Genomic DNA, 19,968 nt, shown 5'->3' on the forward strand with positions numbered 1-19,968 from the left:
CTACTGCTCCCGGTGGGTCAGGGCGCGGACGGTACGGGACGGGCTGGGCCGTCCCAGGTGTTCCGCCATCCAGACGCTTGTGGCGCTGAGGCGGTCGAGGTCGACGCCGGTGCGGATGCCGAGCCCGTTCAGCATCCAGACCAGGTCTTCCGTGGCGAGGTTGCCGGTGGCGCTCTTGGCGTACGGGCAGCCGCCGAGGCCTCCGGCGGAGGCGTCCACGACCGTGACGCCGCACCGCAGGGCCGCCAGGGTGTTGGCCAGCGCCTGCCCGTAGGTGTCGTGGAAGTGGACGGCCAGGTGCTCGACGGGCACAGCGGCACCGCTGCCGGTGTCGCTGTCGCGGCCGGTCAGGGCGTCGAGCAGGGCCGTGACGTGGCCGGGGGTGGCCACTCCGATGGTGTCGCCGAGGCTGAGCTCGTCGCAGCCCATCGCGTACAGGCGGCGGGCGGTGGCCGCGACCTGGCCGATGGGCACCGGGCCCTCCCAGGGGTCGCCGAAGCACATCGACAGGTAGCCGCGCACCCGCGCGCCGGCCTGCCGGGCCCGTGCCACCACCGGCGCGGCCATCTCCAGGGCCTCGTCCAGCGTGCGGTTGAGGTTGGCCCGCGCGAAGGACTCGGTGGCGCTGACGAACACCGCGACCTCCGTCGCGCCCAGGCCGAGGGCGCGTTCGAGTCCGCGTTCGTTCGGCACGAGCACCGGCAGCCGCACGGCGGGGTCGCGTCCGGCGAGGTCGGCGAGCAGCGGCAACAGCGTGTCGGCGTCGGCCAGCTGGGGGACCCAGCCGGGGTGGACGAAGCTGGTCGCCTCGATGGTGGTCAGCCCCGCGTCGGCCAGCCGGTGCACGAACTCGGCCTTCACCTCGGTGGGGACGGTGGCCTTCTCGTTCTGCAGGCCGTCGCGCACCCCCACCTCGTGGATGCGGACCTGCTCGGGCAGCCCGGCCGAAGGTACGGCCATGGGCAGTCCCGCGGGCAGCGCCGACGACACGCGGGAGTCCGTCATGACGCCTCCTCGGGACGTGCCGTGGGCGTGACGACCGCCAGGATCTGGTCCATGGCGACGGTGGCCCCGGCCACGACGTCGATCTCGGTGACCGTCCCGTCGTGCGGTGCGGTGATCACGTGCTCCATCTTCATCGCCTCGACCACCAGCAGGCTCTGACCCGCCGTGACCTCGTCGCCCTTGGCGGCCTTGACCACCGTGACGGTCCCCGGCATGGGGGCCGTCAGCGTGTCGGCCCCCGCACCCGCGGCCGCGCCGCGCAGCGCGGCCGCCACCGGGTCGTACGCCTGCACACGCCAGCTGTCTCCCTCGCGGCCCAGCCACTCGCCCGCGTGGTGGAAGGCGGTCACCGTCCCGCCGGTGTGCAGCCGCACCGGCCCGCCGCCGGGGCCCTCGGTGGCGGGGGACAGCGACGCCTCGAACGGCTCGCCGTCACCGATGCGCACCAGCCCGTCGCGCACCCGCACGGCCACCGGGTCCTGCCCGGGTACCCGCAGGTGGTGCACGGTCCATGCCGGCTCGCCGCCGAGGCGGAAGCCGCTGGGCACCGAGAAGGGGTCGGTCCAGCCGTCCGGGCCGGGGCCCGGTTCGAGGGCCCGCTGCCGCAGCAGGGCCGCGGCGGCGTAGACCTCCGCGGGCACCCGCGGCGGCAGCAGCGTGGCCGCGTCCCGGTCGATCAGGCCGGTGTCGAGGTCGCCCGAGACGACCGCCGGGTGGGCCAGCAGCCGGCGCAGGAAGCCGGTGTTGGTGTCCACGCCGAGCACCACCGTGCCGGCGAGCGCGGCCCGGAGCCGGCGCAGCGCGGTCGCCCGGTCCGGCCCGTGCGCGATGACCTTGGCCAGCATCGGGTCGTACGCGGTGCCGACCTCCGTACCGCGCGCCAGCCCGGAGTCCACCCGCACGCCGGGCCCCTGCGGGTCGTGCAGGTCCAGCACGGTGCCGGCCGAGGGCAGGAAGTCCACCCGTCCGTCGCCGGGCCGCGCGGTCTCCGCGCAGATCCGTGCCTCTATCGCGTGCCCGGTCAGGGTGACGTCCTGCTGGCCGAAGTCCAGCGGCTGCCCGCAGGCGACCCGTACCTGCCAGGCCACCAGGTCCAGGCCGGTGACCAGTTCGGTCACGGGGTGCTCGACCTGCAGCCGGGTGTTCATCTCCATGAAGTAGTAGGCGCTCGGGTCGGCTCCCGGCACGATGAACTCCACGGTGCCCGCGCCCGTGTAGCCGCAGGAGCGGGCGGCCTGCACCGCGGCCTCGCCCATCGCGGCCCGCGTCCGCGGGTCCAGCAGCACCGAGGGGGCCTCCTCGATGACCTTCTGGTGCCGCCGTTGCAGGGAGCACTCGCGCTCGCCCAGGTGCATCACGGTGCCGTGTCCGTCGGCCAGGACCTGGATCTCGATGTGCCGCGGGCGGTCGATCCACCGCTCCACCAGCAGCGTGTCGTCGCCGAAGGAGCCCAGCGCCTCGCGCCGGGCCGCGGCGATCTCCTCGGGCAGCGCCGCGGCGTCCCGCACCAGGCGCATGCCCTTGCCGCCGCCGCCCGCCGACGGCTTGAGCAGCACGGGCATGCCGAGCTCCCGTGCCGCGTCGGCCAGTTCCGCGTCGCTGAGCCCGCTGCCGCTGCTGCCGGGGACCACCGGCACGCCCGCGGCCCGCACGGTCTCCTTGGCGCGGATCTTGTCGCCCATCAGCTCGATCGCATCGGCCGGCGGGCCGATGAACACCAGCCCCGCCTCGGTGCAGGCGCGGGCGAACGCGGCGTTCTCCGCGAGGAAGCCGTAGCCGGGATGCACCGCCTGCGCACCGGCCGCCCAGGCGGCGCGCACCAGGTCGGCGGCCGACAGGTAACTGCCCACCCGCACCGCGGTGTCGGCCTCCGTGACGTGACGGGCGTCGGCGTCGGCGTCGGTGAACACCGCCGCCGAGCGCACGCCCAGCTCGCGCAGGGTGCGCATGACGCGGACCGCGATCTCGCCGCGGTTGGCGACGAGGACGGTGTCGAACATGGCGGGCGCCGCGGCGCCTGGGGTGATCGTCACGGCACTCACATCCGGAAGACGCCGTAGCCCGGTGCGGTCGGGTCGGCGGTGGGCAGGGGGGCGTTGGCACAGGCGGTCAGGGCCAGGCCGAGGACGGTACGGGTCTCCAGCGGGTCGATCATGCCGTCGTCCCACAGCCGGGCGGTGGCGTAGTAGGCGTTGCCCTGGGTCTCGTACTGGTCGCGGACCGGGGCCTTGAACGCCTCCTCCTCGTCCTCGCTCCATTTCTCGCCGGCCGCGGCCATCTGGTCGCGCTTGACCGTGGCGAGCACGGAGGCGGCCTGCTCGCCGCCCATCACCGAGATCTTGGCGTTGGGCCACATCCACAGGAAACGGGGGCTGTAGGCGCGGCCGCACATCGAGTAGTTGCCGGCTCCGTAGGACCCGCCGATCACGACGGTCAGCTTCGGCACCCGGGCGCAGGCCACCGCGGTGACCATCTTCGCGCCGTGCTTGGCGATGCCGCCCGCCTCGTACTGGCGGCCCACCATGAACCCGGAGATGTTCTGCAGGAACAGCAGCGGGATGCCGCGCTGGTCGCACAGCTCGATGAAGTGCGCGCCCTTCAGTGCCGACTCGGCGAACAGGATGCCGTTGTTGGCGACGATGCCCACCGGGTGGCCCTGGATGTGGGCGAAACCGGTGACCAGCGTGGTGCCGTACTCCGCCTTGAACTCCGCGAAGCGGCTCCCGTCGACCACGCGGGCGATGACCTCCCGCACGTCGTAGGGGGTGCGCGAGTCCACCGGCACCGCTCCGTAGAGGCCCGCCGGGTCCACCGCGGGAGGTTCGGCCGCACGGACGGTCCACGGCGGGGTGCCGCGGGCCGGGAGGGTCGCGACGATGTCGCGGACGATGCTCAGCGCGTGGGCGTCGTCCTCCGCGAGGTGGTCGGTGACGCCGGAGGTGCGGGCGTGCACCTCACCGCCGCCCAGCTCCTCCGCGGTGACGACCTCGCCGGTGGCGGCCTTCACCAGCGGGGGGCCGCCGAGGAAGATCGTGCCCTGGTTGCGCACGATCACGGCCTCGTCGCTCATCGCGGGCACATAGGCGCCGCCTGCCGTGCACGAGCCCAGGACCGCGGCGATCTGCGGGATGCCGCGCGCCGACATGGTCGCCTGGTTGTAGAAGATCCGCCCGAAGTGGTCGCGGTCGGGGAACACCTCGTCCTGGCGGGGCAGGAACGCGCCGCCGGAGTCCACCAGGTAGACGCACGGCAGGCGGTTGTCGAGCGCGACCTCCTGGGCCCGCAGGTGCTTCTTGACCGTCATCGGGTAGTAGGTGCCGCCCTTGACCGTGGCGTCGTTGGCCACGACCACCACCTCGCGGCCGGCGACCCGGCCGATCCCGGCGATGACGCCGGCGGCGGGGGCCTGACCGTCGTACATGCCGTCGGCGGCCAGCGGTGCGAGTTCGAGGAAGGGGGAGCCGGGGTCGAGCAGATGGTCCACCCGGTCGCGGGGCAGCAGTTTGCCGCGCGAGGTGTGCCGCGTGCGGGCCTTCTCGCCGCCACCCAGGCGTGCGGCGGCCAGCTTCTCGCGCAGCGCGGCGCTGAGCGCGGTGTGCGCCTGGGTGTTGGCGCGGTACGCCTCTGACGCCGGGTCCGCGGCGCTGGAGAGGGCGGGTGCTGCCATGGTTCGGCCCCCCGGATGTTAGCGAGCGTTAACGTGATGACTCCACGTTAACGTCCGCTAACTCGATTGTCTAGACTCGATCGTATGAACCCGACGAAGACGGCCGGCGGCAGGCGCGAGCAGATCCTCAGGGAGGCCGCACGCCTCTTCGCCGAACGCGGCTTCCACGGCGTCGGCGTGGACGAGATAGGCGCCGCGGTCGGCATCAGCGGCCCCGGCCTCTACCGCCATTTCGCCGGCAAGGACGCCATGCTCGCCGAGCTGCTGGTGGGGATCAGCCACCGGCTGCTGTCGGCCGGCCGGATGCGCGTCGCCGAGTCCGACAACCCGCCCGCGGCGCTCGACGCGCTCGTCCGCGGCCACATCGACTTCGCCATCGACGACCGCCCGCTGATCACCCTGCACGACCGCGAGCTCGACCGGCTGCGCGACTCCGACCGCAAGCTCGTCCGCCAGCTGCAGCGGCAGTACGTCGAGGTGTGGGTCGACGTGGTGTGCCAGGTCTATCCGGGCGCGCCCGAGGTGGAGGTGCGCGCCGCCGTGCACGCCGTCTTCGGCCTGATCAACTCCACACCCCACCTCGGCGCCCGCAGCATCCCGGCCGACCGGGGCGACATGGCGGCCCTGCTGCGCCGCCTCGCACTGGGCGCGCTCGGCACCCTCGACGACGGGCTGCCCTGGACAGGCCCGCGGACCGGCGGGTAACTTACTGAGCGCTTGCTTAATCCGTGTGTGGGTCGGTCCACTCGCTCGTCGATGGGAGGCGCGCTGTGCGTCGTACGGTGTACAACGAGGACCACGAAGCGTTCCGCGAGACGATACGCGCCTTCATCGAGGCCGAGGTCGTCCCGGTGTACGACCAGTGGCTGGAGGCGGGGCAGGCGCCCCGCGAGTTCTACTACAAGCTCGGTGAGCTGGGAGTCTTCGGCATCGAGGTGCCCGAGGAGTTCGGCGGCGCCGGCGAGGAGAGCTTCAAGTTCCAGGCCGTCGTCAGCGAGGAGTGCGCCCGCGCGGGCGTCAGCTTCGGCGGCAGCAGCGTCCACACCGGCCTGTGCCTCCCGTACGTCACTGCCTACGCCACCGACGAGCAGAAGAAGCGCTGGCTGCCCGGCTTCGTCAGCGGCGTGACGATGTTCGCCATCGCCATGACCGAGCCCGGCACCGGCTCCGACCTGGCCGGCATGAAGACCTCCGCGAAGCTCTCGGAGGACGGCACCCACTACGTCCTCAACGGCGCGAAGACCTTCATCACCGGCGGCGTGCACGCCGACCGCGTCATCGTCTGCGCCCGCACCGCGCCCGCGACCGCCGAGGACCGCAGGGCCGGCATCTCGCTGTTCGTCGTCGACACCAAGTCCCCGGGCTACACCGTCGGCCGCAAGCTCGACAAGCTCGGCCTGAAGACCTCCGACACCGCTGAGCTGGCCTTCTCGGACGTCGAGGTCCCCGTCGAGGACCTGCTCGGCGAGGAGGGCAAGGGCTTCTCCTACCTCGGCCAGAACCTGCCGCAGGAGCGCCTGGCCATCGCGATGGGCGCCTACGCGCAGGCCGCCGCCGCGATCCGCTTCGCCCAGGCCTACGTCCAGGACCGCACCGTCTTCGGCAAGACCGTCGCCTCCTTCCAGAACACCAAGTTCGAGCTGGCCGCCTGCAAGGCCGAGGTGGACGCCGCCGAAGCGGTCGTCGACCGCGCCCTGGACGCGCACGACCGGCACGAGCTGAGCGCCGCCGACGCCGCCTCCGCCAAGCTGTTCTGCACCGAGGTCGCCGCCCGCGTCATCGACCGCTGCCTGCAGTTGCACGGCGGATACGGTTACATGAACGAGTACCCGATCGCCCGCCTGTACGCGGACAACCGGGTCAACCGGATCTACGGCGGCACCAGCGAGGTCATGAAGTCGATCATCGCCAAGTCGATGGGCCTGTGACCTGCGCGCAGGCCGCACAGGCCCGCCACGAGTACGCCTCCTGACGCAACGAACGGACCACGCGTGAACGGCACCCCCGCGGACGGCGATCCGCAGCCGCTGGACTCCCTGCTCGCCCTCCTCGACCTGGAGCGCATCGAGCAGGACATCTTCCGCGGGGTGAGCCGTCCCGCGGCGGTGCCGCGGGTCTTCGGCGGCCAGGTCGCCGCCCAGGCCCTCGTCGCCGCCGGCCGCACCGTGCCCGAGGAGCGCCCCGCGCACTCCCTGCACGCCTACTTCCTGCGCCCCGGCGACCCCGGAGCGCCCATCGTCTACGAGGTCGACCGCATCCGCGACGGCCGCTCCTTCACCACCCGGCGGGTCGTCGCCATCCAGCACGGCCAGCCGATCTTCCACCTCTCAGCGTCGTTCCAGGCGCACGAGGAAGGCCTGGAGCACCAGGAGCCCATGCCGGACGCCCCGGATCCCGAGACGCTCCCCAGCGCCGAGGAACTGCTCCCGCGGCACGCCGACAAGTTCCCCGACCCGCGCGTGGTGGAGCGGCTCCTCGAGGTCCGCGCCGCCATCGACCTGCGCTACGTCGAGGACCCCCCGTACCTGACCGCGGGCGTGACCCGCGAGCCCCGCTCCCAGGTGTGGTTCCGCACCCGCGGCAAGCTCGCCGACGACCCGATGCTGCACCTGTGCCTGGCCACCTACGTGTCCGACATGACGCTGCTGGACTCCGTGCTGCTCGCCCACGGGCGCGGCGGCTGGGCCATCGGCGACGTCGTCGGCGCCAGCCTCGACCACGCCATGTGGTTCCACCGCCCGCTGCGCGCCGACGAGTGGCTGCTGTACGACCAGCAGAGCCCGTCGGCGTCCGGCGGCCGCGGCCTCGGCACCGCCCGCATCTACACCCGGGACGGCCGCCTGGCCGTGTCCGTCATCCAGGAAGGCCTGGTCAGGGTCCCGCGGAACGTGTGAGCGGGACGGCCCGCCCCGCCTGCGTCAGGGCGTCGGCACGGGCAGTCCCGCCCGGGTCAGCAGGTAGGCGGTCAGCGGCGCGTACAGGTGCGGTGCCACGTTGTCGTCCAGCGGGACGCTGACCTCGATGTCGCCCTCCGCCTCCCCGACGAACAGCGCCGGATCGTTGCAGTCCGCGAACCCGACCGTCTCGATGCCCCGCGACCCCGCGTGCCCCGCCCAGCCGTGGTCGGCGATCACCACGTCCGGCAGCGGCTCCCCGGCGCGCTCCAGCGCGTCCAGGACCTTCCGCATCGGCTCGGGGGAGTGCGTGTGCACCAGCCCGCCGCCGCGGTGGAGCATGAAGACGCCCGCCACCTGCCGGACCTCCCCGTTGTCCGCGTACAGCCCGTCCACCGGGCCGGCCACGGTGCAGCCCGCGGCCTCCAGCGCCGCCGCCAGCACCTGGTGCACCGCGAACATGCCCGCCGGATGCCCGCTCGCCACCAGCACCCGCGAGCGGTTGCCGGCCGCCTTGCGCAGCACCTCCGCCATCCGGTCCAGCGCGTCCACCGTCAACTCCGCGTCGATGGTGTCCTGACCCGTGCGGTGCTGAGGGTCGGCCACCACTCCGCAGCGCTCCACCATCACGTCCAGGACCGCCGACGCGTCGCTCCAGCGGCCGCCGAAGTCCAGGCCCAGCCAGTAGTAGCGGTCGCCCTCGGCCAGCGCCCGGTAGTGGTCGAGGTTGTTCTCCCGGCTGGTGGCGACGTCCCCGGCTATCCGCGTGCGGACGAGGTGGTCGGCGAGATCCTGGCGGGAAGGGGACGCGGCGGGCGCGGAATCCAGTGGCATGCACACATTGTCCCGTCCGCCCACCCCGGCCGTCCGGGCGGCCTCCCGATCGACGCGGAGGCGTAATCGACACGACGGATTGGAGGAAACGTACATTCCGGTGCGATCGGGCAGACACATAGGGTCGGCCGCTGACCCCGAAGAAGAGAGAGGCCCCCCATGACCAGCGCCCAGCCGCGCGGCCCCGTCGACTCCTCCCGCATACCCCGCTACGCCGGACCCGCGACCTTCGCCCGGCTGCCGCGGCTGGACGAGGTCGGCACCGCGGACGTCGCGGTCGTCGGCGTGCCCTTCGACGCGGGCGTCTCCTACCGTCCCGGGGCCCGCTTCGGCGGCAACGCCGTGCGCGAGGCGTCCCGCCTGCTGCGCCCCTACAACCCGGCGCAGGACGCCTCGCCGTTCGCGCTGGCCCAGGTCGCGGACGCCGGCGACATCGCCGCGAACCCGTTCGACATCAACGAGGCCGTCGAGACGATCGACGCCGCCGCCGACGAACTCCTCGGCACCGGGGCACGCCTGATGACCCTCGGCGGCGACCACACCATCGCCCTGCCGCTGCTGCGCGCCGTCGCCCGCCGCCACGGCCCGGTGGCCCTCCTCCACTTCGACGCCCACCTCGACACCTGGGACACCTACTTCGGTGCCGCCTACACCCACGGCACGCCCTTCCGGCGCGCCGTCGAGGAGGGCCTGCTCGACACCTCCGCGCTGTCCCACGTCGGCACCCGCGGCCCGCTCTACGGCAAGCAGGACCTCGACGACGACACCAAGATGGGCTTCGGCATCGTCACCTCCGCGGACGTCATGCGGCGCGGCGTCGACGAGGTCGCCCAGCAACTGCGCGAGCGCATCGGCGACCGCCCGCTGTACGTCTCGATCGACATCGACGTCCTCGACCCGGCGCACGCGCCGGGCACCGGCACGCCCGAGGCCGGCGGCCTGACCTCACGCGAGCTGCTGGAGATCCTCCGCGGCCTGGCCGGCTGCCGGATCGTGTCCGCCGACGTCGTCGAGGTCGCCCCCGCCTACGACCACGCCGAGATCACCTCCGTGGCCGCCTCCCACACCGCCTACGAGCTGACGACGCTCATGACCCGGCAGATCGCCGCGTCCCGCGATGCCTCGACCGCCCCCTGATTCACCCGAAAGGACTACGACCAAGGTCGCACGCATGTGCGACCTTGGTCGTTGGTCATGCTGGGAGAGGATGAAACGCGCAGCCCGGCGCGTTCCAGCCTCGGTGGGACAGAGCGGTGCAGGGCGACGAACAGCCGGCGCCCGACAACGGTGGGAGGACCGCGTGAGGACGGCAAGAACGCAACGAGCGGTGGAGCACGACCCCGGGCAGGGGTGGCTCCGGCGCCTGCTCGCGTACTGCTGGCGGTACAAGAAGACCGTCCTGATGTCCCTCGGCGCGTCCCTCGGCGGCATGGCGGTCACCGCCCTGGTGCCCCTGGTGCCCAAGGTGATCATCGACGACGTCATCGTCGCCCACGACAAGCCCCTCGCTCCCTGGGCGATCGTCCTGGTGGCCGCCGCCATCGTGGTCTACGTCCTCACCTACCTGCGCCGCTACTACGGCGGCCGCCTCGCCCTCGACGTGCAGCACGACATGCGCACCGAGATGTTCGACACGATCATGCGGCTCGACGGCCGCCGCCAGGACCAGCTGAGCACCGGGCAGGTCGTCGGCCGCGCCACCAGCGACCTGCAGCTCATCCAGGGCCTGCTCTTCATGACGCCGATGATGATCGGGAACCTGCTGCTGTTCCTGCTCTCCCTCGTCGTCATGCTCATCCTGTCGCCGCTGCTCACCGTCATCGCGCTGGCCGTCGCACCCGCCCTGTGGTTCATCGCCGACCGCTCCCGCAAGCGCCTGTTCCCCGCCACCTGGTACGCGCAGGGACAGGCCGCCGCCGTCGCCGGCGTCGTCGACGGCTCCGTCACCGGAGTCCGCGTCGTCAAGGGCTTCGGCCAGGAGCAGCAGGAGATGGACAAGCTGCGCACCGTCAGCGGCCGGCTGTTCGCCGGGCGGCTGCGCACCGTGCGGCTGTCCGCCCGCTACACCCCCGCGCTCCAGGCCGTGCCCTCGTTCGGGCAGATCGGCATGCTCGCCCTCGGCGGCTGGCTCGCCGCCCGCCACCAGATCACCCTCGGCACGTTCGTGGCGTTCTCCACGTACCTGGCCCAGCTCACCGGCCCGGTCCGGATGCTCACCATGATGCTGACCGTCGGCCAGCAGGCCCGCGCCGGCGTCGAACGCGTCCTGGAACTCATCGACACCGAGCCCACCCTCGACGAGGGCACCCGCACCCTGGCCCCCGACGCCCCGGCGAGCATCGACTTCGACCACGTCACCTTCGGCTACTCCGCCGACCGCCCGGTCCTCGACGGCTTCGACCTGTCGATCGAGCCCGGCGAGACCGTCGCCGTCGTCGGCGCCTCCGGCTCCGGCAAGTCGACACTGTCGCTGCTGCTGCCCCGCCTCTACGACGTCACCGGCGGCGCCGTCCGCATCGGCGGCACCGACGTGCGGGACCTGACCTTCGACTCCCTGCGGTCCACGATCGGCCTCGTCCCCGAGGACAGCTTCCTGTTCTCCGACACCGTCCGCGCCAACATCGCCTACGGCAAGCCCGACGCCACCGACGAGGAAGTCGTCGCCGCCGCCACGGCCGCCCAGGCCCACGGCTTCATCACCGACCTCCCCGACGGCTACGACACCGTCGTCGGCGAACAGGGCCTGACCCTGTCCGGCGGCCAGCGCCAGCGCATGGCCCTGGCCCGCGCCCTCATCACCGACCCGCGTCTGCTGATGCTCGACGACGCCACCTCGGCGATCGACGCCCGCGTCGAAGCGGAGATCTTCGACGCGCTCAGCGAGGTCATGCGCGACCGCACCACCCTGCTCATCGCCCACCGCCGCTCCACCCTCGCGCTCGCCGACCGCATCGCGGTCCTCGACGCGGGACGCCTCTCCGACGTCGGCACCCACGAGGAACTCCAGGCCCGCAGCCCGCTCTACCGGGCGCTGCTCACCGACCCCGACGCCCTCGGCGCCGACGTCGTCACCCTCGACCCGGCCGGCGCCGCCAACGCCCGCCCCGGTACCGCCGGCGGCGGCACCGGGAACGGCGTCACGCCCGAACTGTGGCCGAAGGACCGCCGCACCGACGCCACCGACAACTCGGCGGCCCCCGGCGCCGGAGCCCCCGCGCGGCCCGCACCCGCCGGCGGAGCCGGCCCCGGCGGCATGGCCGGCGCGCTGGCCGGCATGCCCGCCACCCCCGAACTCCTCGCCAAGGTCGACGCCCTGCCGCCCGCCGACGACACCCCCGACATCGACGAGGACGCCGCCCGCGCCGCCGACCAGCGCTTCGGCCTCGGCAGCCTCCTGAGCGGCTTCCGCGGCCCCCTGCTCTTCAGCCTGCTGCTCGTCGCCGTCGACGCCGTCGCCGGTCTGCTGCTGCCCGTCCTCATCCGCCACGGCATCGACGCCGGCGTCCGCCGCCAGGCCCTCGACGCCGTCTGGGTCGCCTCCCTGATCGGCCTCGGCCTGGTCCTCGTCCAGTGGGCCGTCGAATGGGGCTCCACCCTGCTCACCGGCCGCACCGGCGAACGCATCCTCTACACCCTGCGCGTCAAGATCTTCTCCCACCTGCACCGGCTCGGCCTCGACTACTACGAGCGCGAACTCACCGGCCGGATCATGACCCGCATGACCACCGACGTCGACGCCCTGTCCACGTTCCTGCAGACCGGACTCGTCACCGCCCTGGTCAGCGTCCTCACCTTCGTCGGCATCCTGTTCGCACTCCTGGCCATCGACGTCCAGCTCGCCATGATCGTCTTCGCCACCCTGCCGGTGCTCGTCGTCGCCACCTGGGTCTTCCGCCGCAAGTCGGTGAAGGCCTACGAACTCGCCCGCGAGCGCGTCGCCGTCGTCAACGCCGACCTCCAGGAGCACGTCGCCGGACTGCGTATCGTCCAGGCGTTCCGCGGCGAGCGGCAGGGCGCCACCCGCTTCGTGGCCCGCAGCGACGACTACCGCGCGGCACGCATCCGCGGGCAGTTCTTCATCTCGGTGTACTTCCCGTTCGTGCAGCTGCTGTCCAGCGTCGCCGCCGCTCTCGTGCTGATCGTCGGCTCCCACCGCGTCGCCGACGGCACCCTGACCGCGGGCGCCCTGGTCGCCTACCTGCTCTACATCGACCTGTTCTTCTCGCCCGTCCAGCAGCTCTCCCAGGTCTTCGACGGATACCAGCAGGCCAGCGTGTCCCTGGGCCGCATCCGCCAGCTGCTGCGCGAACCCACCGCCACCCCGGCCGCCGCCCACCCCAAGGCCGTCGGCGCCCTCAGCGGCGACATCGAGTTCCGCGACCTGCGCTTCCGCTACGGTGGCGCCGACGCCGAGGGCGCCGAGGCGCTCGCCGGCATCGACCTGCACATCCCCGCCGGCCAGACCGTCGCGTTCGTCGGCGAGACCGGCGCCGGCAAGTCCACCCTCGTCAAGATGGTCGCCCGCTACTACGACCCGACCGCCGGCCAGGTGCTGGTCGACGGCGCCGACATCCGCGACCTCGACCTCACCGCCTACCGGCAGCGGCTGGGAGTCGTCCCGCAGGAGCCCTACCTGTTCCCCGGCACCGTGCGCGACGCCATCGCCTACGGCCGCATGGACGCCACCGACGCCGAGGTCGAAGCCGCGGCCCGTGCCGTCGGCGCCGACGCGATGATCGCCACCCTCGACGGCGGCTACCTCCACCAGGTCTCCGAACGCGGCCGCAACCTGTCCGCAGGACAGCGGCAGCTCATCGCCCTGGCCCGCGCCCAGCTCGTCGACCCGGCGATCCTGCTGCTCGACGAGGCCACCGCCGCACTCGACCTCGCCACCGAGGCCACGGTCAACCGGGCCGCGGACCGCCTCGCGATACGCCGGACGACCCTCGTCGTCGCCCACCGGCTCAGCACCGCCGCCCGCGCCGACCGGGTGATCGTCCTCGACCACGGCCGCGTCGTCGAGGACGGCACCCACGACGCGCTGCTCGCCCGCGACGGCCACTACGCCGAGCTGTGGCGCACGTTCAGCGGGGAGGTCAGCGCGGCCGCGTGAGCGTTGCCCCGAAAGCCGGCGCAAGGACGGGTAGGCGCTGGTGGCGGCGCGGCCGGGTGCGGGTCCTCGCCAGTGCGGGTACTGGCGCGTGCCTGGGCCGGGCGCCGCTCGTCCCCCGCTCCTCGGGGGGCCGGGCGCTGCCGTCCGGCCCCGGGCCGTCAGCCGTCCAGCCCGAAGCCGATCGGAAACAGGTCGGCTCCCGGGTCGTCGGCCCGGGGGATCGCCACCGGGAGGCGCCCCGCCGGCCGCACCGCGCCCGCGAGGACCCGCGCGGCCGCCCGCATCGACACGTCCGTCCAGCCGTACGTCGCCAACGACGCGGCCACCGGCGGAAGGAACGCCGCGTCGTACGGATTGCGGACCGCCACCGTCACCACCGGGACCCCCGTCGCCACCAGCGCCGCGACCAGCGCGACCTGCTCCGGCGTGTCCGCCGTGACATTGCAGGTCGTGACCACCACCGCGTCCGCACCGTCGCGCGCAGCGGCCACCGCCCCGCCGATGGCCCCCGCGTCCGGCGCGCGACCGGTCGGCAGCGCCCGCGCCGGCACGCCCAGCGCCGTCAACTCCCGGGCCAGCACCGCCGTCGGGGGCCCTCCGACGCCGGAAGGCGCCGCCGGATCCGCGCCCACCACCAGGACCCGTCGCTCCGTGCCCCGCGCCAACGGCACCACGCCCGAGGCGTTCACCAGCAGCGTCACACCGCGCCCGGTGACGGCGTCCGCGACCTCACGGTGCTCCCGCGCGCCCACCACCTCGTCCACCGCCGCGGGCGTGGTGAACGCCTGCTCGAACACACCCCTGCGCAGCTTCATCCTCAGCACCCGCGCCACCGACTCCGCCAGCCGCTCCCGCGACACCTCACCGGAGCGCACCGCCGCCAGCACCGCCCCGAACGCCACGTCCAGCCGCGGCGGATCGAGCAACTGGTCCGCACCGGCCTTCAGCGCCAGCACCGGCACCCGGTCGTCGCCGTGCCGCTCGCGCACACCCCGCATGTCCAGCGCGTCGGTCACCACCACCCCGTCGTAGCCGAGCCGTTCCCGCAGCAGGCCCGTGAGGACCGCGTGCGACAGCGTCGCCGGATCGCCCGAGTCGTCGATCCCCGGCACCAGGATGTGCGCGGTCATCACAGAGTCGACGCCCGCCGCGATCGCCGCCCGGAACGGCGGCGCGTCGACCCGCTCCCACTCCCGCGGGCCGTGCGTGATCACGGGCAGGGCGACGTGGCTGTCGGTGACGGTGTCGCCGTGGCCCGGGAAGTGCTTCGCCGACGTCGCGACCCCCGCCGCCTGATAGCCCCTGATCTGCGCCGCCACCAGCGCCGCGACCGCCGACGGGTCCGCGCCGAACGCCCGCACCCCGATCACCGGGTTCGCCGGACTCACGTTCACGTCGCACACCGGGGCGTAGTTCTGGTTGATCCCCATCGCCGCCAGCTCCGCGCCGACGATCCGCGCGGCGGCGAACGCGTCGTCCGTGCTGCCGTTCGCGCCCAGCGCCATGCCACCGCCGAACGACGTCACCGGCGCCCCGATCCGCTCGACCGCGCCCTGCTCCTGATCCACCGCGACCAGCAGCGGCACCCGGGCCCCGGCGGCGAGCCCGGCGCGCTGGATGCCGTTGGACAGGTCCGCGATCTGGTGCGGATCACGGGTGTTGTGGGCCCACGCGAAGTACACGACACCGCCCAGGTGGTAGCGGGCGACCAGCTCCGCGGCGTTGTCGACCCCGTTGTCGACCCGGTTCGCGGCCACGTCCGCGGGGTCCGGGTCGGAAGCCGACGTACCGAACACCCGCGCCACGAAGAGCTGCCCGACCATCTCCTCCAGCGTCATCCGCCCGATCAGGGCGCGGACCGCCGCCCGCTCGTCGGCGCCGCTGGGAGAGCGCGGCGCGGCGGTGGGCAGGGGCGGGAACCCGGGGCGGGGACGTTGCATGGCGGTGCTCCTTCCGACGGAAGGAGAGTGTGCCCGGTCGGTGAAAGTTTCTGCCAGGGTGCGGGAGAATTCCCGGAACTTGCCGCCAATGTCGCGGCGTTCGGCTCCCGCCTACCGCTGACCCACCAACCGGAACTCCGGTGCGCCCGGCACCTGCCCCCTCGGCACCTCGAACACCGCCGTCATCCGGTCCGGCGCGAAACACTCCGGCGGCGGCTCCGGCCGGGTGACCGCCAACTGCAGCCGATCACCCGCCACTTGGAGCACCACCGACGTCGCCGCGCTGCACCCCGTGACATCCGCCCACACCACGACCACCGAACGCGAGAAATCCGCCGCCCGGGTCGCCGCGCCGATCGCCCGAGCCGCATCAGCGTCCCGCGCTCCGAACCGGTCCAGCAGCGCACCCATCGCCGCCCGATCCCGCACCACCTCGTGCACGCCACCCGGCACATGGTCCGACACCGAGAAGTACACCGGCCGCCATACCCCCTGAGCCGTGCCCGCGGCAGGAGATCCCGACGGCCCGGCCGGTCCTGACCACCCCGAGGGCTCCGACGCCGCCGACGAACCCGGCACGCCGGGGGAGGACGCCACCGGCGGTGCCCCGACGGGCCCGCCCTCCTGCCCGCAACCCACCGCCGACACGCCCACCGAGACGGCCAGCACCGCGGCCGACACCACCCTGCGCCCCGTCACCTTCGCCATGCCCCTACGACGGGAGCCACCGCCGACCGGTTCCGCCGCGCCACGACCCAGGACCGCCACCCCGGCTCACGGCACGGGCAGCGCCGCGCACTCCGCCACCGGCACGGCCCCACCCGACACCACCTGCCAGCGCGCACGCAGCATCTCCACCGCCACCGCGATCGACGGCCGCCGCGCCGCACCCTCCCGCCACACCGCGTACAGCCTGCGGACCGGCGACGGCTCCAACGGCACCACCACCACACCCTCGGGCAGCGGACTGCGCCCCAGCCGCGGCACCAACGCGATCCCCAACCCCGCCGCCACCAGCGCCAGATGCGTCGCGTACTCCCCGGACTGGAACGCCATGTCCGGCTCCGTGCCCGCCTCCCGCAACGTCCGTACCAGCCACGCATGGCACATCGACCCCGGCGGCTGGCAGATCCACCGTTCCCGCGCCACGTCCGACCGCGTCAACGACACCCGGCCCGCCAGCCGGTGCCCCGCCGGCACCAGCACATCGCACCGGTCGTCACCGATCACCGCCCGCTCCACGCCCTCCGGAGCGGGCAGCGGAGTGATGTCCCAGTCGTGCGCCACCGCAAGGTCGACCACCCCCCGTGCGACCAGATCCACCGACTGCCGGCTGTCCACCTCCGTCAACCGGAGCTCCAGCGACGGATGCTCCCGGGCCAGCCCGGCCAGCACCGGCGGCACCAGCCCGCAGGCCGCCGTCGGGAACGCCGCCACCGTCAACCGCCCGCCCGGACGCCCCCGCTGCTCCTCCAGCGCGACCTCGGCCGACTCCACGATCGCCATCAGCTTCTGCGCCGTCGCCACCAGCAGATTCGCCGCGTCCGTCAACGCCACCCCGCGGCCCTGCCGCTCCAGGAGCACCGTGCCGGTCTCCCGCTCCAGCTTCGCGATCTGCTGCGAGACCGCCGACGGCGTGTAGCCCAACGCCGTCGCCGCCGCACCCACCGAACCGTGGGTGTACACCGCGTGCAACGCCCTCAGCCGCGCGAGGTCCAGCATGTGTCCGTCCTCCGTTCCTTCCTCCGGGGGCCCTTCCCCCCGCCCCCACCCCCGTCCCCCCTTGCGCTGTTCGGTTGTCCCGCGGCGCTCCGGCGCCGCCGCGACCTGGTCTCAGGCCGAGTCGGCCAGCAGCCGGGTCAGGTGGTCCCGGGCGGGGCCGAGCAGGCCGGGCAGCTCCGCGGCATCCGGGTACCAGCGCTTCTCGTACTCCCAGCACAGCCAGCCGTCCCAGTAGGCACGGCTGAGCACCTCGACGGTCTCCGCCAGCGGCAGCACACCGGCGCCCAGCGGCAGCGGCGTGGTGTCCGCGGCCGAGGCGATGTCCTTGACCTGCACGTAGCCCAGGTACGGGGCCAGCGCCCGGAAGCTGACCTGCGGCTGCTCACCGGCGAGCCACGTGTGCATGACGTCCCAGATGGCGCCCGCCGCCCGGTGGCCGACCCGTCCCAGCACCCGTGCCACGTCGGCGCCCGAACGGTGGGAGTCATGAGTCTCCAGCAGCACCCGTACTCCCAGGCTCTCGGCGCGTTCGGCCGCCGTGGCCAGACGCCTCGTGGCCAGCGCATCGGCCTGCTCGGCGGGCTGGTCGCCGCCGCCGGGGAACACCCGGACGTAGGAGGCGCCGAGGTCCGCGGCCAGCGTCAGCGCGGCGTCGATCTCCTCCAGTACCGGCCCGTCGTCGCCGGGTGCGGCGACCTTCGGATACGCGGCGACGGTGAGCACCTCGATCCCGGCCTTGCCGAACTGGCTTGCCACGTCGGCGCGTTCGGAGGCCGAAAGGCCGGTGTGGACCGGGCCTTCGTCACTGGCGCGCAGTTCGACGCCGTGGTAGCCGTGCTCTGCCGCCAGCCGGACGACCTGGTCGATCGCCAGGGCGGGGACCCCGAGGGTGGAGAAGGCGAGTCTCATTCGCTCGACGCTAGGCACCGCCCGGTGCCGGGTCAACCGGGATCAGCCGCCGACGATGCCCTGGGCGCGGGCCGCCGCGAGCCACTGCGGGAACTCCGCGGTGAGCTGGTCGTACAGGTCCGCGTCGGATATGGACCGCGGGTCGCTTCCCGCGGGGAAGAATCCCGCGTTGTCGATCACCCGTCTGGCGGGTACCGGCAGTTCGTCCAGGCGGCGCAGGAAGTGGAACTCGTCGTCGCCGAAACCGATGAACTGCCAGAACAGCGGCAGCCCGGCAGCCTGGCACAGCACCTTGGTCGCCGCACTTCTGCTGCTGGGCGCACCGTCCGTCTGGAAGACCACGAACCCCGGGACCTGGGCTCCCGACTGCCGGTAGTGGTCGATGACGGCGGTCATCGCCGCGGCGTAGTCGGTGCGGCCCATGTGGCCGTAACTCTCGTGGAGTTTGTTGACGCGACCCCTGTAGTCGGCGAGGGACACCTCGTCGATGCCGTCGACTCCGGTGGAGAAGAACACCAGTGGCACGGTGCCGTCGTCGTCGAAGTGGGCGGCCAGGCCGAGAGTCTGCTCGGCGAGGTGCTGCACGGCGCCGTCGCGGTAGTACTCGCGCATGCTGCCGGAGCGGTCGAGTACGAGGTAGACGGCGGCGCGTTCGCCGGACAGCCCGTGCTTGTCCAGGCTGACGGCGGCCTGCTTGTAGAGGCTGATCAGTCCGGGAGCGGTCTGTTCGACCTTTTCCAGTGAGATGGGCATGGGTCCCCCCTGGGAGCGTTGCAGTTCGTCAGGCGTCGTCGTCAGGCGTCGCCGTCTGGCGCGGACGCTGTGCCACGGTCGTCCGTGCCCGGTGACGCGGCGTCCAGTGCCAGCATCCAGTCCTGGCCGACCAGGTCGTGGCCGAAGCTGTGGTGCGGTTTCTCGGCGACCAGTTCGAAGCCCGCGCGCTGGTAGATCCGGCGGGCGTCGGTGAGGACGTCGTTGGTCCACAGTACGAGCCGGCGGTATCCGGCGTCCTTGGCGAAGGCGACGCAGGCGTCCACGAGCATGCGACCTATGCCGTGGCCGCGCGCGGCGGGGTCGACGACCAGCAGTCGCAGGCGGGCGGCGCCGGGCTGCTCGTCGCGCATGCAGAAGACACATCCGACGCGTTCGCCGTCGAGTTCGGCGATCCATGCGGCTTCGGTCCTCGGGTCGTGTCCGGCCGCGTAGTCGGCGACGATCCGGGCGACGAGTGCCTCGTACTCGTCGTTCCAGTCGAACTGCCGGGTGTAGACGGCGGCGTTGAGTTCGATGGTCCAGCCCAGGTCGCCCGGGCGTGGCGCGCGCAGGGACACGTCGGGACGGAGCGGGCCGCGGTGCCGGTCGTCGTGGAGTATCTCCCGGACGGTGCGCATGGCGTCGGTGAGCCGGGCGCGATCCTCGCGGGGGAGCGTGCCGAGGAGGGTGCCCACGGCCTCCTCGGAGCGTTCCTCCAGGAGAGACGCCGCTTCGTGACCGCTGGACGTCAGCTCTATCCGCTGCCGTCGCGCGTCGCGTTCGGAGGGGCCGCGAGTGACCAGCTCCTGCTGTTCGAACTTGGCCAGCATGCGGCTGAGATGCCCGGCGTCGAGGGACAGTTCGACGCGCAGGTCTGCGGCGTCGGTGTGGCGGCTGTGCGCGAGTTCGTACAGCACGCGCGCCTCGGTCAGCGTGAACGGGGTGTGCAGGTGGCGGCTGTAGTCCAGCGCGCCGATGAGGTTGGTGTAGAAGCGGTTGAACTCGCGGATCTCCTTGACGGCCATGGTGCCCCCCTGCGGTGCGGTCGCGGCTGCGATCACTCGGATTTCTTTGCCTGAGTCAAAGGTAGACCCGTGGCCGGTCCGGTGGAAGGGGGTGGGGACGGCCTGT

General features: G+C 73.1%; 15 protein-coding genes. 5 read left to right on the forward strand and 10 right to left on the reverse strand.

Going from position 1 to position 19,968, the window contains the following annotated elements; all coding sequences use genetic code 11:
* Genes BMW99_RS09630 through BMW99_RS09640 form a run of 3 tightly spaced genes read right to left on the reverse strand, consistent with a single transcriptional unit; the run spans position 1 to position 4,672 of the window.
* Positions 1–1,005, reverse strand: a complete 1,005-nt coding sequence (locus BMW99_RS09630) for a hydroxymethylglutaryl-CoA lyase (protein WP_069463502.1) — start codon at positions 1,003–1,005, stop codon at positions 1–3.
* Complete coding sequence (locus BMW99_RS09635) at positions 1,002–3,005, reverse strand: acetyl/propionyl/methylcrotonyl-CoA carboxylase subunit alpha (protein WP_069463508.1); 2,004 nt, start codon at positions 3,003–3,005, stop codon at positions 1,002–1,004. Before BMW99_RS09635 ends, BMW99_RS09630 begins: the two co-directional genes overlap by 4 nt.
* A 38-nt stretch (positions 3,006–3,043) precedes the next feature.
* Positions 3,044–4,672 carry a carboxyl transferase domain-containing protein gene (locus BMW99_RS09640; RefSeq protein ID WP_069463501.1) on the reverse strand — a complete coding sequence of 543 codons (1,629 nt, stop codon included), beginning with the start codon at positions 4,670–4,672 and terminating at the stop codon, positions 3,044–3,046.
* Positions 4,673–4,756: 84 nt separating this feature from the next.
* On the opposite strand from BMW99_RS09640, the gene BMW99_RS09645 reads away from it, so the two are divergent.
* From BMW99_RS09645 to tesB, 3 genes are all read left to right on the forward strand, one after another.
* On the forward strand, positions 4,757–5,377 hold the full coding sequence (locus BMW99_RS09645) for an SACE_7040 family transcriptional regulator (RefSeq protein WP_069463500.1): 621 nt from the start codon (positions 4,757–4,759) through the stop codon (positions 5,375–5,377).
* Between the two features lie 65 nt (positions 5,378–5,442).
* Positions 5,443–6,600 (forward strand): acyl-CoA dehydrogenase family protein, encoded by a 1,158-nt coding sequence (locus BMW99_RS09650; RefSeq protein WP_069463499.1) that lies wholly within the window; start codon positions 5,443–5,445, stop codon positions 6,598–6,600.
* A 63-nt stretch (positions 6,601–6,663) separates the two neighbouring features.
* Positions 6,664–7,566, forward strand: coding sequence for an acyl-CoA thioesterase II (gene tesB / locus BMW99_RS09655; protein ID WP_245791320.1), 903 nt, complete (start codon positions 6,664–6,666; stop codon positions 7,564–7,566).
* A gap of 24 nt (positions 7,567–7,590) precedes the next feature.
* On the opposite strand, the gene BMW99_RS09660 is transcribed toward tesB, so the two are convergent.
* Positions 7,591–8,400: a phosphatase gene (locus BMW99_RS09660; RefSeq protein ID WP_069463498.1), complete on the reverse strand. Its 810-nt coding sequence runs from the start codon at positions 8,398–8,400 to the stop codon at positions 7,591–7,593.
* A 159-nt stretch (positions 8,401–8,559) separates the two neighbouring features.
* Between BMW99_RS09660 and speB the strand changes: the two genes are divergently transcribed.
* The gene (gene speB / locus BMW99_RS09665) at positions 8,560–9,537 is read left to right on the forward strand and encodes an agmatinase (RefSeq protein ID WP_069463497.1); all 978 of its coding nucleotides are present in this window, start codon (positions 8,560–8,562) and stop codon (positions 9,535–9,537) included.
* Between the two features lie 265 nt (positions 9,538–9,802).
* On the forward strand, positions 9,803–13,513 hold the full coding sequence (locus BMW99_RS09670; RefSeq protein ID WP_079176002.1) for an ABC transporter ATP-binding protein: 3,711 nt from the start codon (positions 9,803–9,805) through the stop codon (positions 13,511–13,513).
* Positions 13,514–13,671: 158 nt separating this feature from the next.
* Here BMW99_RS09670 and BMW99_RS09675 read toward each other — a convergent pair whose 3' ends face one another.
* The 6 genes from BMW99_RS09675 to BMW99_RS09700 all read right to left on the reverse strand — a co-directional run bounded on the left by BMW99_RS09675 (position 13,672) and on the right by BMW99_RS09700 (position 19,862).
* The gene (locus tag BMW99_RS09675) at positions 13,672–15,453 is read right to left on the reverse strand and encodes a glycoside hydrolase family 3 protein (protein ID WP_069467459.1); all 1,782 of its coding nucleotides are present in this window, start codon (positions 15,451–15,453) and stop codon (positions 13,672–13,674) included.
* Between the two features lie 111 nt (positions 15,454–15,564).
* A complete protein-coding gene (locus BMW99_RS09680) occupies positions 15,565–15,930 on the reverse strand; it encodes a hypothetical protein (RefSeq protein ID WP_069467460.1) in 366 nt (121 codons plus the stop codon).
* 297 nt (positions 15,931–16,227) lie between these two features.
* The gene (locus BMW99_RS09685; RefSeq protein WP_075016613.1) at positions 16,228–17,175 is read right to left on the reverse strand and encodes a LysR family transcriptional regulator; all 948 of its coding nucleotides are present in this window, start codon (positions 17,173–17,175) and stop codon (positions 16,228–16,230) included.
* A 111-nt stretch (positions 17,176–17,286) separates the two neighbouring features.
* The gene (locus BMW99_RS09690) at positions 17,287–18,084 is read right to left on the reverse strand and encodes a sugar phosphate isomerase/epimerase family protein (RefSeq protein WP_069463733.1); all 798 of its coding nucleotides are present in this window, start codon (positions 18,082–18,084) and stop codon (positions 17,287–17,289) included.
* 42 nt (positions 18,085–18,126) lie between these two features.
* Complete coding sequence (locus BMW99_RS09695; RefSeq protein ID WP_069463734.1) at positions 18,127–18,837, reverse strand: vWA domain-containing protein; 711 nt, start codon at positions 18,835–18,837, stop codon at positions 18,127–18,129.
* 41 nt (positions 18,838–18,878) lie between these two features.
* Positions 18,879–19,862, reverse strand: a complete 984-nt coding sequence (locus tag BMW99_RS09700; protein ID WP_069463736.1) for a bifunctional helix-turn-helix transcriptional regulator/GNAT family N-acetyltransferase — start codon at positions 19,860–19,862, stop codon at positions 18,879–18,881.
* Between the last annotated feature and the right edge of the window lie 106 nt (positions 19,863–19,968).

The organism is Actinacidiphila rubida (assembly GCF_900110255.1).
Classification (GTDB): Bacteria; Actinomycetota; Actinomycetes; order Streptomycetales; family Streptomycetaceae; genus Actinacidiphila; species Actinacidiphila rubida.